The 14,927-nt window shown below is 62.7% G+C and carries 15 protein-coding genes; 10 read left to right on the top strand and 5 right to left on the bottom strand.

Annotated elements, in window-relative coordinates; genetic code table 11:
- Nucleotides 1-75 precede the first annotated feature (75 nt).
- Genes nuoG through nuoN form a run of 8 tightly spaced genes read left to right on the top strand, consistent with a single transcriptional unit; the run spans nucleotide 76 to nucleotide 10,077 of the window.
- Nucleotides 76-2,790, top strand: coding sequence for an NADH-quinone oxidoreductase subunit NuoG (nuoG, locus tag AC5PZ0_RS01605; protein ID WP_493854157.1), 2,715 nt, complete (start codon nucleotides 76-78; stop codon nucleotides 2,788-2,790).
- Nucleotides 2,787-3,794, top strand: coding sequence for an NADH-quinone oxidoreductase subunit NuoH (gene nuoH, locus AC5PZ0_RS01600; protein WP_027592813.1), 1,008 nt, complete (start codon nucleotides 2,787-2,789; stop codon nucleotides 3,792-3,794). The genes nuoG and nuoH overlap by 4 nt, the downstream gene beginning before the upstream one ends.
- An 11-nt stretch (nucleotides 3,795-3,805) precedes the next feature.
- A complete protein-coding gene (gene nuoI, locus AC5PZ0_RS01595) occupies nucleotides 3,806-4,354 on the top strand; it encodes an NADH-quinone oxidoreductase subunit NuoI (protein ID WP_027592814.1) in 549 nt (182 codons plus the stop codon).
- A 10-nt stretch (nucleotides 4,355-4,364) separates the two neighbouring features.
- The gene (nuoJ, locus tag AC5PZ0_RS01590; protein ID WP_027592815.1) at nucleotides 4,365-4,865 is read left to right on the top strand and encodes an NADH-quinone oxidoreductase subunit J; all 501 of its coding nucleotides are present in this window, start codon (nucleotides 4,365-4,367) and stop codon (nucleotides 4,863-4,865) included.
- Between the two features lie 3 nt (nucleotides 4,866-4,868).
- On the top strand, nucleotides 4,869-5,177 hold the full coding sequence (gene nuoK / locus AC5PZ0_RS01585) for an NADH-quinone oxidoreductase subunit NuoK (RefSeq protein ID WP_008096201.1): 309 nt from the start codon (nucleotides 4,869-4,871) through the stop codon (nucleotides 5,175-5,177).
- Nucleotides 5,174-7,027 (top strand): NADH-quinone oxidoreductase subunit L, encoded by a 1,854-nt coding sequence (nuoL, locus tag AC5PZ0_RS01580; protein WP_027592816.1) that lies wholly within the window; start codon nucleotides 5,174-5,176, stop codon nucleotides 7,025-7,027. The genes nuoK and nuoL overlap by 4 nt, the downstream gene beginning before the upstream one ends.
- 40 nt (nucleotides 7,028-7,067) lie before the next feature.
- On the top strand, nucleotides 7,068-8,600 hold the full coding sequence (gene nuoM, locus AC5PZ0_RS01575) for an NADH-quinone oxidoreductase subunit M (protein ID WP_493854156.1): 1,533 nt from the start codon (nucleotides 7,068-7,070) through the stop codon (nucleotides 8,598-8,600).
- A gap of 7 nt (nucleotides 8,601-8,607) precedes the next feature.
- Entirely contained in the window at nucleotides 8,608-10,077 is a 1,470-nt protein-coding gene (gene nuoN, locus AC5PZ0_RS01570) for an NADH-quinone oxidoreductase subunit NuoN (protein ID WP_085272593.1), read from the top strand.
- A gap of 65 nt (nucleotides 10,078-10,142) precedes the next feature.
- On the opposite strand, the gene AC5PZ0_RS01565 is transcribed toward nuoN, so the two are convergent.
- Nucleotides 10,143-10,391: an Ogr/Delta-like zinc finger protein gene (locus AC5PZ0_RS01565; RefSeq protein WP_081717454.1), complete on the bottom strand. Its 249-nt coding sequence runs from the start codon at nucleotides 10,389-10,391 to the stop codon at nucleotides 10,143-10,145.
- Nucleotides 10,392-10,591: 200 nt separating this feature from the next.
- On the opposite strand from AC5PZ0_RS01565, the gene AC5PZ0_RS01560 reads away from it, so the two are divergent.
- Nucleotides 10,592-10,981 carry a helix-turn-helix domain-containing protein gene (locus AC5PZ0_RS01560; protein WP_493854155.1) on the top strand — a complete coding sequence of 130 codons (390 nt, stop codon included), beginning with the start codon at nucleotides 10,592-10,594 and terminating at the stop codon, nucleotides 10,979-10,981.
- On the opposite strand, the gene AC5PZ0_RS01555 is transcribed toward AC5PZ0_RS01560, so the two are convergent.
- From AC5PZ0_RS01555 to AC5PZ0_RS01545, 3 genes are read right to left on the bottom strand one after another with little or no spacing between them, the layout of a single operon-like run.
- A complete protein-coding gene (locus tag AC5PZ0_RS01555; RefSeq protein ID WP_099428747.1) occupies nucleotides 10,978-11,340 on the bottom strand; it encodes a hypothetical protein in 363 nt (120 codons plus the stop codon). The two genes, AC5PZ0_RS01560 and AC5PZ0_RS01555, sit on opposite strands and share 4 nt — an antisense overlap.
- Nucleotides 11,333-11,704: a head completion/stabilization protein gene (locus AC5PZ0_RS01550; RefSeq protein ID WP_081717462.1), complete on the bottom strand. Its 372-nt coding sequence runs from the start codon at nucleotides 11,702-11,704 to the stop codon at nucleotides 11,333-11,335. The genes AC5PZ0_RS01555 and AC5PZ0_RS01550 overlap by 8 nt, the downstream gene beginning before the upstream one ends.
- A gap of 12 nt (nucleotides 11,705-11,716) precedes the next feature.
- Complete coding sequence (locus tag AC5PZ0_RS01545; RefSeq protein ID WP_027592821.1) at nucleotides 11,717-11,965, bottom strand: helix-turn-helix domain-containing protein; 249 nt, start codon at nucleotides 11,963-11,965, stop codon at nucleotides 11,717-11,719.
- A gap of 219 nt (nucleotides 11,966-12,184) precedes the next feature.
- Between AC5PZ0_RS01545 and AC5PZ0_RS01540 the strand changes: the two genes are divergently transcribed.
- On the top strand, nucleotides 12,185-14,251 hold the full coding sequence (locus AC5PZ0_RS01540; protein WP_493854154.1) for a TonB-dependent receptor family protein: 2,067 nt from the start codon (nucleotides 12,185-12,187) through the stop codon (nucleotides 14,249-14,251).
- 40 nt (nucleotides 14,252-14,291) lie between these two features.
- Here AC5PZ0_RS01540 and AC5PZ0_RS01535 read toward each other — a convergent pair whose 3' ends face one another.
- Nucleotides 14,292-14,849, bottom strand: a complete 558-nt coding sequence (locus AC5PZ0_RS01535) for an NADPH-dependent FMN reductase (protein WP_238214959.1) — start codon at nucleotides 14,847-14,849, stop codon at nucleotides 14,292-14,294.
- Nucleotides 14,850-14,927: the final 78 nt, after the last annotated feature.

Below are 14,927 nucleotides of genomic sequence, written 5' to 3'. Positions count from 1 at the left end.
TTCGCGGCGGGCCGCAGGCGTACAGATTTCCATTAGCCACGCCCGCTCACGCGGGCCAACGAAGAACTTTGAACAATGGCCACTATCCACGTAGACGGCAAAGCGCTCGAAGTCAACGGTGCAGACAACCTGTTACAGGCGTGTCTGTCGCTCGGCCTCGACATCCCTTATTTCTGCTGGCACCCCGCGCTTGGTAGCGTTGGCGCCTGCCGGCAGTGCGCGGTCAAGCAGTACACCGACGAAAACGACACCCGTGGTCGTATCGTCATGTCCTGCATGACCCCTGCCTCCGACGGCACCTGGATCTCCATCGAAGATGAAGAGTCCAAGGCGTTTCGCGCCAGCGTCGTCGAATGGCTGATGACCAACCACCCGCACGACTGCCCAGTGTGCGAGGAAGGCGGTCACTGCCACCTGCAGGACATGACGGTAATGACCGGCCACAACGAGCGCCGCTACCGTTTCACCAAGCGTACCCACCAGAACCAGGACCTCGGCCCGTTCATCGCACACGAGATGAACCGCTGCATCGCCTGCTACCGCTGCGTGCGCTACTACAAGGACTACGCAGGCGGTACCGACCTGGGTGTCTATGGCGCCCACGACAACGTGTACTTCGGCCGCGTTGAAGACGGCGTGCTGGAGAGCGAGTTCTCCGGCAACCTGACCGAGGTCTGCCCGACCGGCGTGTTCACCGACAAGACCCACTCCGAGCGCTACAACCGCAAGTGGGACATGCAGTTCGCACCGAGCATCTGCCACGGCTGCTCCAGTGGCTGCAACATCAGCCCCGGCGAGCGCTACGGTGAACTGCGTCGCATCGAAAACCGCTTCAACGGCTCGGTCAACCAGTACTTCCTGTGCGACCGCGGCCGCTTCGGTTATGGCTACGTCAACCGCACCGACCGCCCACGCCAGCCACGCCTGGCCGATGGCACCAAGCTGAGCCTGGACGCCGCACTGGACAAAGCCGCCGACCTGCTGCGCGGCCGCACCATCGTCGGTATCGGCTCGCCGCGCGCCAGCCTCGAAAGCAACTACGGCCTGCGTGAGCTGGTCGGCGCCGACTACTTCTATTCGGGCATGGAAGCGGGCGAACTGGCCCGTGTGCGCCTGGCCCTGAACGTGCTGAACAACAGCCCGCTGCCGGTGCCGACCCTGCGCGATATCGAAGACCACGACGCTGTGTTCGTGCTTGGCGAAGACCTGACCCAGACCGCCGCCCGCGTTGCCCTGTCCGTACGCCAGGCCACCAAAGGCAAGGCCGAAGCCATGGCCGAGGCGATGAAAGTGCAGCCTTGGCTGGACGCCGCGGTGAAAAACATCGGCCAGCACGCGCTGTACCCGCTGTTCATCGCCAGCCTGGCTGAAACCAAGCTGGATGACGTCGCTGAAGAATGCGTACACGCAGCCCCGGCTGACCTGGCCCGCATCGGCTTCGCCGTGGCCCACGCCATCGACCCGAGCGCCCCGGCCGTTGCAGGCCTGGACGAAGAAGCCAAGGCCCTGGCCCAGCGCATCGCCGATGCCCTGGTCGCGGCCAAGCGCCCATTGGTGGTTGCCGGTACCTCGCTGGCCGAGCCGGCGCTGATCGAAGCCGCCGCCAACATCGCCAAGGCCCTGAAGCTGCGCGAGAAAAACGGTTCGCTGAGCCTGGTCGTGCCTGAAGCCAACAGCTTCGGCCTGGCGATGCTGGGCGGTGAGTCCGTCGATGCCGCGCTGGACGCGGTCATCAGCGGCAAAGCCGACGCCATTGTGGTCCTGGAAAACGACCTGTACACCCGCGTCTCGGCCGCCAAGGTCGATGCCGCCCTGGCTGCAGCCAAAGTCGTGATCGTTGCCGACCACTCCAACACCGCCACCCTGGAACGCGCTCACCTGGTACTGCCGGCAGCCTCGTTCGCCGAAGGCGACGGCACCCTGGTCAGCCAGGAAGGCCGCGCCCAGCGCTTCTTCCAGGTGTTCGACCCGCAATACCTGGACAGCAGCATCCTGGTCCACGAAGGCTGGCGCTGGATGCACGCCCTGCGTGCGACCCTGCTGAACAAGCCGGTCGACTGGACCCAACTGGACCACGTCACCAGCGCCTGCGCCGAAGCCGCCCCACAACTGGCTGGCATCGTCAACGCAGCGCCTTCCGCCGCGTTCCGCATCAAGGGCATGAAACTGGCCCGTGAGCCGCTGCGCTATTCCGGCCGTACCGCCATGCGCGCCAACATCAGCGTGCACGAACCGCGCACCCCGCAAGACAAGGACACCGCGTTCGCCTTCTCGATGGAAGGTTACTCGGGCTCCGTCGAACCGCGCCAGCAAGTGCCGTTCGCCTGGTCGCCGGGCTGGAACTCGCCGCAAGCCTGGAACAAGTTCCAGGACGAGGTCGGTGGCCATCTGCGTGCCGGTGACCCGGGCGTGCGCCTGATCGAATCGCAAGGCGACCGCCTGAACTGGTTCAACGCCATTCCGGGCGCGTTCAACCCGGCCCGTGGCACCTGGACCGCCGTGCCGTTCTTCCACCTGTTCGGCAGCGAAGAAAGCTCCTCGCGCGCCGCCCCGGTGCAAGAGCGCATTCAGCCTGCCTACGTGGCCCTGGCCAAGTCCGAAGCCGACCGCCTGGGTGTCAACGAGGGTGCCCTGCTGAGCCTGAACGTCGCCGGTGTGGCCCTGCGCCTGCCGCTGCGCATCAATGAAGAGCTGGGCGCTGGCCTGGTCGCGCTGCCGAAAGGCCTGGCCGGCATTCCGCCTGCCATCTTCGGTGCATCCGTCGAAGGCCTGCAGGAGGCAGCACAATGAGCTGGTTCACCCCCGAAGTGATCGATGTGATCATCCAGGTCGTCAAGGCTATCGTGGTGCTGCTGGCCGTAGTCGTCTGCGGTGCGCTGCTCAGCTTCGTCGAGCGCCGCCTGCTGGGCTGGTGGCAGGACCGCTACGGTCCGAACCGGGTCGGCCCGTTCGGCATGTTCCAGATCGCCGCCGACATGCTGAAGATGTTCTTCAAGGAAGACTGGAATCCGCCCTTCGTCGACAAGATGATCTTCACCCTGGCCCCGGTCGTGGCCATGAGCGCCCTGCTGATCGGCTTCTCGATCATCCCGATCACACCGGGCTGGGGCGTCGCCGACCTGAACATCGGCTTGCTGTTCTTCTTCGCCATGGCCGGCCTGTCGGTGTACGCCGTGCTGTTCGCCGGTTGGTCGTCGAACAACAAGTACGCGCTGCTGGGCAGCTTGCGGGCATCGGCACAGACCGTCTCGTACGAGGTGTTCCTGGGCCTGGCGCTGATGGGCGTGGTGGTGCAGGTGGGTTCGTTCAACATGCGCGACATCGTTGAATACCAGGCCCAGAACCTGTGGTTCATCATTCCGCAGTTCTTCGGCTTCTGCACCTTCTTCATCGCTGGCGTCGCCGTGACTCACCGTCACCCGTTCGACCAGCCGGAAGCGGAACAGGAACTGGCCGACGGCTACCACATCGAGTATGCCGGCATGAAATGGGGCATGTTCTTCGTCGGTGAGTACATCGGCATCATCCTCATCTCGGCGCTGCTGGTGACCCTGTTCTTCGGCGGCTGGCACGGTCCGTTCGACCTGCTGCCTCAGGTGCCGTTCCTGTGGTTCGCGCTGAAAACCGCGTTCTTCATCATGCTGTTCATCCTGCTGCGCGCCTCGATCCCGCGCCCACGCTATGACCAGGTGATGGACTTCAGCTGGAAGTTCTGCCTGCCGCTGACCCTGATCAATTTGCTGGTGACCGCTGCGATCGTGCTTTACAACACGCCAGCCGTCGCGGCCCAGTGAGGATTTGACCCATGTTCAAGTATATCGGCGACATCGTTAAGGGCACCGGCACTCAGCTGCGCAGCCTGGCCATGGTGTTCTCCCACGGGTTCCGCAAGCGCGACACCCTGCAGTACCCCGAAGAAGCGGTGTACCTGCCGCCGCGCTACCGCGGCCGCATCGTCCTCACCCGTGACCCCGACGGCGAGGAGCGCTGCGTAGCGTGCAACCTCTGCGCGGTGGCCTGCCCGGTCGGCTGCATTTCGCTGCAGAAGGCCGAGACCGAGGACGGTCGTTGGTACCCCGAGTTCTTCCGCATCAACTTCTCGCGCTGCATCTTCTGCGGCCTGTGCGAAGAGGCGTGCCCGACCACCGCAATCCAGCTGACTCCGGATTTCGAAATGGCCGAGTTCAAGCGTCAGGACCTGGTGTACGAGAAAGAAGATCTGCTGATCTCCGGCCCCGGCAAGAACCCTGACTACAACTTCTACCGTGTTGCGGGTATGGCGATCGCTGGCAAGCCGAAAGGCTCTGCACAGAACGAAGCCGAGCCGATCAACGTGAAGAGCTTGCTCCCATAAGGACAGAAAGATGGAATTCGCTTTCTACTTCGCATCCGGGATCGCCGTGGTCTCCACCCTTCGGGTGGTGACCGGCACCAACCCCGTGCACGCCCTGCTCTACCTGATCATTTCGCTGATTTCCGTGGCAATGATCTTCTTCGCCCTGGGTGCGCCGTTCGCCGGCGCCCTGGAAGTGATCGCCTACGCCGGCGCCATCATGGTGCTGTTCGTCTTCGTGGTAATGATGCTCAACCTGGGGCCGGCGTCGGTCGCCCAGGAGCGCGGCTGGCTCAAGCCTGGCATATGGGCCGGGCCGGTGATCCTCGCCGCCCTGCTGCTGCTCGAGCTGCTGTACGTGCTGTTCGTCACCCCAAGCGGCGCAGCCATCAGCGGTACCACCGTGGACGCCAAGGCCGTGGGCATCAGCCTGTTCGGCCCGTACCTGCTGGTGGTCGAACTGGCCTCGATGCTGCTGCTCGCCGCAGCCGTCACCGCCTTCCACCTGGGCCGCAACGAGGCGAAGGAGTAAATCATGGGTGCTATCCCTCTCGAGCATGGTCTGGCGGTCGCCGGCATCCTGTTCTGCTTAGGTCTGGTTGGCCTGATGGTCCGCCGCAACATCCTCTTCGTGCTCATGAGCCTGGAAGTCATGATGAACGCCTCTGCGCTGGCGTTCATCGTCGCCGGTGCCCGTTGGGTCCAACCCGACGGCCAGGTGATGTTCATTCTGGTGATCAGCCTGGCAGCCGCCGAGGCCAGTATTGGCCTGGCTATCCTGCTGCAGCTGTATCGCCGCTTCCACACTCTCGACATCGATGCTGCCAGTGAGATGCGCGGATGAACCTTATCTTCCTGACTTTCGTCTTCCCCCTGATCGGCTTCTTGCTGCTGTCGTTCTCGCGCGGGCGGTTCTCGGAGAACCTGTCCGCCCTGATCGGCGTCGGCTCGGTGGGCCTCTCGGCCGCAACAGCCGCCTACGTGATCTGGCAGTTCAACGTCGCCCCGCCTGAAGGCGGTGCGTACAGCCAGCTGCTGTGGCAGTGGATGTCGGTGGACGGCTTTGCGCCGAACTTCACCCTGTACGTGGACGGCCTGTCGGTCACCATGCTCGGCGTGGTCACCGGCGTAGGCTTCCTGATCCACCTGTTCGCGTCCTGGTACATGCGTGGCGAAGCCGGTTACTCGCGCTTCTTCTCGTACACCAACCTGTTCATCGCCAGCATGCTGTTCCTGGTGCTGGGCGATAACCTGCTGTTCATCTACTTCGGCTGGGAAGGCGTGGGCCTGTGCTCGTACCTGTTGATCGGTTTCTACTACAGCAACCGCAACAACGGTAATGCAGCACTCAAGGCCTTCATCGTCACCCGTATCGGCGACGTGTTCATGGCCATCGGCCTGTTCATCCTGTTCGCCCAGCTGGGTACCCTGAACGTGCAGGAACTGCTGGTGCTGGCACCGCAGAAGTTCCAGGCGGGTGACACCTGGATGGTCCTGGCTACCCTGATGCTGCTGGGTGGCGCGGTCGGTAAATCGGCCCAGCTGCCGCTGCAGACCTGGCTGGCCGACGCAATGGCGGGCCCGACCCCGGTTTCGGCACTGATCCACGCCGCAACCATGGTGACCGCGGGCGTATACCTGATCGCCCGTACCAACGGCCTGTTCCTGCTGGCGCCGGACGTCCTGCACCTGGTCGGCGTAGTCGGCGGTGTGACCCTGGTACTGGCCGGCTTCGCCGCGCTGGTTCAGACCGACATCAAGCGTATCCTCGCCTACTCGACCATGAGCCAGATCGGCTACATGTTCCTGGCCCTGGGCGTTGGCGCCTGGGACGCGGCGATCTTCCACCTGATGACCCACGCCTTCTTCAAGGCCCTGCTGTTCCTTGCCTCCGGTGCGGTGATCGTTGCCTGCCACCACGAGCAGAACATCTTCAAGATGGGCGGCCTGTGGAAGAAACTGCCGCTGGCCTACGCCAGCTTCGTGGTCGGTGGTGCTGCCCTGGCTGCCCTGCCAATCGTCACCGTGGGCTTCTATTCCAAGGACGAGATCCTCTGGGAAGCCTTCGCCAGCGGCAACACCGGTTTGCTGTACGCCGGCCTGGTCGGTGCGTTCATGACCTCGCTGTACACCTTCCGCCTGATCTTCATCGCCTTCCACGGCGAAGCCAAGACCGAAGCCCACGCGGGCCACGGCATCAGCCACTGGCTGCCGCTGGGCGTGCTGATCGTGCTGTCGACCTTCGTCGGCGCCTGGATCACCCCGCCACTGGCCGGTGTACTGCCTGAAAGCGCCGGCCATGCCGGTGGCGACGCCAAGCACTCGCTGGAGATCGCCTCGGGTGCCATCGCCATCGCCGGTATCCTGCTGTCGGCCCTGCTGTTCCTGGGCAAGCGTCGTTTCGTCAGCGCCGTCGCCAACAGCAGCATCGGCCGCGTCCTGTCGGCCTGGTGGTTCGCTGCCTGGGGCTTCGACTGGATCTACGACAAGCTCTTCGTCAAACCTTACCTGCTGATCAGCCACATCCTGCGCAAGGACCCGGTTGACCGCAGCATCGGCCTGATCCCTCGGATGGCCCGTGGCGGCCACGTCGCCATGAGCAAGACCGAGACCGGCCAGCTGCGTTGGTACACCGCCTCGATCGCCGTCGGCGCCGTGCTGGTACTCGGCGCTGTGGTAGTGGCCGCGGTATGACTATGAATCTTGCGACTTTGCCAAAGGAAACCAACCCGTCATGATTTTGCCTTGGCTGATCCTGATCCCCTTCATCGGCGGCTTCCTGTGCTGGCTGGGTGAGCGCTTCGGCGCCACCCTGCCGCGCTGGATCGCGCTGCTGACCATGTCCCTGCTGCTCGGCATCGGCCTGTACCTGTGGGGCACCGGCGACTACACCCTGGCCCCTGCTCCGGGCGCCGAACCTGCCTGGGCACTCGAATACAAAGTCGAGTGGATCAAGCGCTTCGGCATCAGCATCCACCTGGCCCTCGACGGCCTGTCGCTGCTGATGATCCTGCTGACCGGCCTGCTCGGTGTGCTGTCGGTACTGTGCTCCTGGAAAGAGATCCAGCGCCACGTCGGCTTCTTCCACCTCAACCTGATGTGGATTCTGGGCGGCGTGGTCGGTGTGTTCCTGGCCCTGGACCTGTTCCTGTTCTTCTTCTTCTGGGAAATGATGCTGGTGCCGATGTATTTCCTCATCGCGCTCTGGGGTCACAGCTCTGCAGACGGCAAGAAGACCCGGATCTACGCAGCAACCAAGTTCTTCATCTTCACCCAGGCCAGCGGCCTGATCATGTTGGTGGCGATCCTTGGCCTGGTGCTGGTCAACTACAACACCACCGGCGTACTGACCTTCAACTACAGCGACCTGCTCAAGGCCGAATTGCCGGCCGGTGTCGAGTACGTGCTGATGCTGGGCTTCTTCATCGCCTTCGCGGTCAAGCTGCCGGTGGTGCCGTTCCACTCCTGGCTGCCTGATGCGCACGCCCAGGCACCGACTGCAGGTTCCGTGGACCTGGCGGGTATCTTGCTGAAGACGGCGGCCTACGGCCTGCTGCGCTTCGCCCTGCCGCTGTTCCCGAACGCCTCGGCCGAGTTTGCACCGATCGCCATGACCCTGGGCCTGATCGGTATCTTCTACGGTGCCTTCCTGGCCTTCGCGCAAACCGACATCAAGCGCCTGATCGCCTTCTCCAGCGTTTCGCACATGGGCTTCGTGCTGATCGGTATCTACTCCGGCAGCCAGCAAGCCCTGCAAGGCGCGGTGATCCAGATGCTGGCCCACGGCCTGTCGGCTGCTGCGCTGTTCATCCTGTCCGGCCAGCTGTACGAGCGCCTGCACACCCGTGACATGCGTCAAATGGGTGGCCTGTGGCACCGCATCGCCTACCTGCCTGCGATCAGCCTGTTCTTCGCCGCCGCATCGCTGGGCCTGCCAGGCACCGGCAACTTCGTCGGCGAGTTCCTGATCCTGATCGGCAGCTTCGCCAGCGTGCCGTGGATCACCGTGATCGCCACCACCGGCCTGGTCTTCGGCTCGGTCTACTCGCTGATCATGATCCACCGCGCCTACTTCGGCCCAAGCAAAAGCGACACCGTGCTGGCCGGCATGGACAGCCGCGAGCTGATCATGGTGCTGGGCCTGGCAGTGCTGCTGATCGTGCTTGGTGTGTACCCGCAGCCGTTCCTCGACACTTCTGCCGCCACCATGAGCGGTGTGCAGCAGTGGCTTGGTTCCGCTTTCACTCAACTCGCTTCGGCCCGGTAAGAGCGCTATGGAATTCACCACTCAACACTTCATCGCATTGGCGCCGATGCTGATCACCACCATCACCACGGTGGTGGTGATGCTGGCGATCGCCTGGAAGCGCAACCACTCGCAGACCTTCCTGCTGTCCACCGTGGGCCTGAACCTGGCCTTGCTGTCGATCTTGCCAGCACTGAAGGTCGCGCCCCTGGCGGTCACCTCGCTGATCACCATCGACAAGTTCGCCTGCCTGTACATGGCGATCATCCTGGTGGCCACGCTGGCCTGTGTCACGCTGGCCCACGCTTACCTGGGCGAAGGCGCCAAAGGCTTCCCGGGCAACCGTGAAGAACTCTACCTGCTGCTGCTGATGTCGGCACTGGGTGGCCTGGTGCTGGTCAGTGCCAACCACCTGGCTGGCCTGTTCATCGGCCTGGAGCTGCTGTCGGTGCCGGTCTATGGCCTGGTGGCGTATGCCTTCTTCAACAAGCGTTCGCTGGAAGCCGGCATCAAGTACATGGTGCTGTCGGCTGCAGGTTCTGCCTTCCTGCTGTTCGGCATGGCACTGCTGTACGCTGATGCCGGTAGCCTGAGCTTCGACCAGATCGGTAAAGCCCTGGCAGCCACCAACATGCCAAGCCTGGTCGCACAACTGGGCCTGGGCATGATGCTGGTCGGCCTGGCCTTCAAGCTGTCGCTGGTGCCGTTCCACCTGTGGACCCCGGACGTGTACGAAGGTGCTCCGGCGCCGGTCGCTGCGTTCCTGGCCACCGCCAGCAAGGTTGCGGTATTCGCCGTGGTCGTGCGCCTGTTCATGCTCTCCCCTGCTGCCAGTAGCGGCGTGCTGAGCACCGTTCTGGCGGTGATCGCGGTGGCCTCGATCCTGGTCGGGAACCTGTTGGCACTGACCCAGAGCAACCTCAAGCGTCTGCTGGGTTACTCGTCGATCGCCCACTTCGGTTACCTGGTCATCGCCCTGGTCGCCAGCAAGGGCCTGGCCCTGGAAGCCATGGGCGTGTACCTGGTCACCTACGTGATCACCAGCCTGGGTGCCTTCGGCGTCATCACGTTGATGTCCTCGCCGTACGGCGGCCGTGATGCGGACGCCCTGTACGAGTACCGTGGCCTGTTCTGGCGCCGTCCGTACCTGACTGCCGTGCTCACCGTGATGATGCTGTCGCTGGCCGGCATCCCGCTGACTGCAGGCTTCATCGGCAAGTTCTACATCATCGCCACCGGCGTCGAGTCGCACCTGTGGTGGCTGGTCGGCGCCTTGGTGATCGGTAGCGCCATCGGTGTTTACTACTACCTGCGCGTCATGGTCACCCTGTACCTGGTCGAGCCAAACCTGCGTCGTCACGATGCCCCGCTGAAGTGGGAACAGCGCACCGGCGGCGTCATGCTGCTGGCCATCGCTATCCTCGCCTTCGTGCTCGGTGTCTACCCGCAACCGCTGCTGGAAATGGTTCAGCAGGCCGGCTTGCAACTGATCGGCTGATCAGCCCTGCAATACAAAACACCCCGCTCATGCGGGGTGTTTTTTTTTCTGCGCCAATGGGCTGCCTACTCGACCGCTTCAGGCAATGCGGCCCTGCGCAGGTCACCATTGGCCGATGGCAAGTGGACTTCAGGGTTGGGCATCCCGCTGGGAGAAAGTTCATGGGTCATTTCAAACTCGGCTCGCACTGACCAGCCACAGGCCTCGGTGGTGCATTGCAGGTAGGCGACCCGAAGAAATATATGGCGCCCCTCACTGGTACGTATGCGCATACGGCTGTTGCAATGCGGGCAGACCAGCTTATACGTACTCACGGCAGGCACCTGCAGGCATTAAACACGCCGCCGATCTGTGAGAATGATCGTTTAGTTTTGTCAGTATTTACTGCGGAAGTGAATGTATTCTTCAGTTTGATGCTTTTCATTGCAGAAATGCTCCTTAAAACGCAGGGCTGTATTCATAACGAGTAGTTTAAGCCCATGGAATATCATTAAACCAGACATGGATAATTGTTATGAGTACTCACTTGCTATCGCCTGTACTTGCGCGCCTGAAGCTTTTGATGGGGTGCGAGACGGATGCTGAGCTATCCAGAGCGCTGGCCATCAGCCCACAGACGTTGAGCAGCTGGAAGGTACGCGACAGCATTCCATACTCAATATGCATAGCAATCGCCAGGCAGCATGCGTGCTCCCTCGACTGGCTGCTGCTGGGTGAACCCGTACAACATCGCAACGCTGAAAAGGATGACTGGGAGCGGGACATGCTCGAGCGGCTACGCACGCTTTCTGCAGACGACCGCCAGGCGGTGCTGCTGCTCATCCAGGACAAACAACGTATCCAACAACTGGAACAGCAACTGAGCGCGCTTGCCAAATACCTGCCTGACACCCTCAGCCGTTAACCTCTGCGGCGCCAACGCTGGATGATTTCGCTCGGGTCCAGCGCATCCAGCGAAGCCATGACCTTTAGGCTGATCGGGATTACCACCACTGCTGCCACGAAGGCGGCCATGCCGCGGGTAAGCATGGGCGCCAGGGACATCACCAACGGCTCGAACAGGTGGCCCACACCTACGGTCACGAACACCAGCAGCCCTTTCTTGCAGATCGTCAGGCGCGTGGATGTATTGGTGATCAAGCGGTCTCGAGCGGCGCTGACCAACAGGGCCCCCAGCAACGCGCTGAACAGGACCGTGCCATCCATGCCCACGAGCTCCAGAGCGGCCACGAACAGGCCCTCGAACAATGTGCATTCACGCATAAGCACCTCCCCTGCGCGACGCCTTCCGCTGGGGAACTGCGCGCAGATCTCGCAGGATCGAGGCCTCTACAAAGCGCGTGTAACAAACCAGCAGTGCCCGCCCATGATCGTGCCCAGATACATCCTCCAGGCGTTTATAGCCCCGCTCACGCAGTGCCGCGCGCCAACGTGCGAACTCTCGCGCTGCATCGATAGCGGCGCATTGTGCTGCAACCTCGAAATGCGCCTGGCTGGTATCGGGCCGAAGCTGCAAGCGCTCACGCAATGCCGCCAGCTCCAGGCGCGGCCAGAACGGGTCATGGCAGTCTGGGAACCGGGGCCCTACGGCAGCAGGTTCAAGATGAGTTGCTGTTCGCTGATTCATGTTCATCCCCCCTCACTGCTCGGCCAGCATGCCGTAGCGAATCGCCCTGATGACGGCCGCCACGCGTGTAGGCACATCGAACTTGCGCAAGATATTGGCAACGTGAAAGTTCACCGTTGACTCCTTGCACTCCAAGATCTGGCCAATTTCCCACGAGCTCTTGCCGTAGGCACACCACAGCAATACCTGCCGCTCACGCGGCGTCAGGTGGATGGGTGAATCCGAGAGGGATTCGGGCGAGTGTCGTGCGTTGTCATTCATCGTTGAACTCCACGAGTGTTTGAGAGAGGCATCACTGCCGATCTGCAAACACCTTACGAAGCCCCCCGCACCCTCTCCAGCCAAGCAACTTGTAAAGAACTTGCCTACAAAACCGTCTGACGAAGGTTGCGCGAGATTTACTGCAGTTCTTCGTGCTCCAATCGCCGTTTCGCTCGTCTCAACGCCGTTGTCCATTCGCCTTTCGCCTGGAGTCGTACAATGCGTTCCGTTTTACCCCTCTCGTCTTGCCTTGGCCTGCTGGCTGCCATCACCGCCACGCCACCGGCCCTGGCCGCACAATCGGTCGAGTTGGGCCAGGTGCTGATCACCGACGAGGAGCAAAGCGAACTGACGGCCGCCAGCGAGCGTTTGCGCGAAATCCCAGGCGCCAGCAACCTGGTGGACATGCAGCGTGTGGGGCAAGGCCGGGTCGCCAGTAACCAGGATGTACTCGCCTACCAGCCTGGCGTGTTCGCCCAGTCGGCGGGCAATGACGGTATCAAGCTGTCGATCCGTGGGTCGGGCATCAACCGGGCACCTGGGGCGCACGGTTCCGGGGTCTACACGATGTTCGACGGTTTGCCGCTCACCGGCCCAGGCGGTACCCCATACGAGCTGTTCGAACCGCTGTGGCTGAGCCGTGCCGAGGTTTTGCGCGGGGCCAATGGCTTCGATCAAGGCGCCCTGGCCCTGGGTGGCGCCCTCAACTACGTGACCCATACCGGCTACGATGCCGCGCCCTTGCAGGTGCGATACGAGGTCGGCAGCCGCGGCTATCAGCATCGGCACATCAGCTCTGGGCAGGTGCTGGGCAACCTCGATTACTACGTGGCGCTGACCGACTCGGAATACGACGGCTATCAGGCGCACAGCAGTGGCAGTGCCAAAGGTATTGCCGCGAACGTCGGCTACCGTTTCAACCCGAACCTGGAAACGCGTTTCTACCTGCGTTACCGGGAAACCGAGAACGACCTGGCCGGGCGCCTGACCAAAGACCAGATCAAGCATGACCCGCGTGCCGCCAACGCGGCGTACCTGGCGCGCGACGACAGCCGCCCGCAACCGGGCAGCACCTGGGTGGCCAACAAGACCACCTTCTACCTCGAGGACGATGCCCGGGTGGAAGCCGGGCTGGTCTATCACGACTTCCCCATGGACCTGCGCGAAGGCCCGATGCGCCTGAAGGTCGCTTACACCGATGTCAGCGGCACCCTGAACTACTTCCGCCGCGACACCCTGCTGGGCCGCGAGAGCAAGACCACCCTAGGCTGGCGAACCACCAAACACCTGCCCAACAGTGGTGCCTCGCAATTTGCCCGTACCAGCGGCGATGACTTCGGCGCACGCAGCCGCGACTTCAGCTACCAGGGCTCGGACACCGTGTTGCATGCAGGCAACGATCTGGAGCTAATCCCGGACCTGTGGCTGACCACCGGCCTGGCGATGATCTATACCCGCCGCGAAAGCGACGTCAGCTACCCGCTCACGGGTGGCAAGGTCAGCCAGCATGACTGGGACTACGCGCCGCGCCTCGGCCTGCGCTACGACATCAGCCCGCAACTGCAGGTTTACGGCAACCTGAGCCGCTCGGTCGAGCCGCCACACCCCTGGTCGCTGATCTGGAGCTCACCGGTAGCGACGCAGCCGATCGACCTGCAAAATCAGACAGCCACCACGCTGGAGCTCGGCGCGCGCGGCGACTCGGCGTTGGGGCGTTGGGACCTGGCCTGGTATTACTCGCAAGTGCGCCACGAACTGTTGGCCGTGGAAATCGTGCCAGGCTTGCCGGCCAAGGAGTTCAATGCCAGCGCCACCGTGCACCAGGGTGTCGAGGCAGGCCTGGACACTACGCTGTGGGAGCACGCAGGCACAGGCAAGCTGAGCCTGCGCCAGGCCTACACCTTCAGTGACTTCCACTACCGTGACGACGAGCAGTTCGGCGACAACCGCCTGCCGGGCATCCCCATGCACTACTACCAGGGTGAGCTGCGTTACGACTGGCCCAGCGGCTTCTATGCCGGGGTCAACACGCAGATGGCGTCGAAGGTGCAGGTGGATTATGCCAACAGCTATCACGCCGACGCCTATGCCTTGCTGGGCGCGCGCCTGGGCTGGGACTCACCGAAACAGGACTGGCAGACCTGGCTGGACCTGCGCAACCTGACCAACAAACGCTACGCCGCGACAGTAACGCCAGGCTACAACGACGCCGGGCAGGACATTGCCCGCTCGACGCCGGGTGAAGGGTTTGGGGTTTATGCGGGGGTTTCCTACAGCTTCCGATAAACGCCGAGGCCGCCCTGCGCCCCCGCACCTGAACAGGGCTTCAGACCGCCCTGTTCAACTTCACCCACGCAGCGAACTTGTCGACAAACCCCTGCAGAAACGGCCGCGTCTTATCGTTGAGTTTGCCGGATTCCTCGAACAGGTTCGCCGCGCCCCCTAGGTACGCCTCAGGCATCTGCATGCAAGGCATGTCGAGAAACACCAGCGACTGGCGCACGGCATGGTTGGCACCAAAGCCGCCAATGGCCCCCGGCGACACACTCACCACTGCCGTCGGCTTGCCGCTCCAAGCGCTTTCGCCATAAGGCCGTGAGCCAACATCAATTGCGTTCTTCAGGCAACCCGGCACCGAACGGTTGTACTCCGGCGTGACGAACAGCACTGCGTCACTGCGGCGAATCTCGTCACGAAAGCGCTTCCAGGACGCTGGCGCGGTGGCCTCGACGTCTTCGTTGTACAGGGGCAGATCGCCAATCTCGACAATCTTCAAGGCAAGGCTGGACGGCGCCAGCTCCGAAAGTGCGCGGGCTACCTTGCGGTTGTAGGAATCCTTGCGCAAGCTGCCGACGACGACCGCTACCGAATACACCTGGCTCATGGCGATTTCCAACCTTTGCTGGCTAAGAGGACGTTGTAGTTATAGATGACCGTTTCTCGGCGCTTTGGTTTTTTTTCC

It is taken from the genome of Pseudomonas sp. 5.2, from assembly GCF_059025405.1.
Note: the sequence above shows the minus strand (reverse complement) of the source record. Positions and strands in the feature narration are given on the sequence as shown.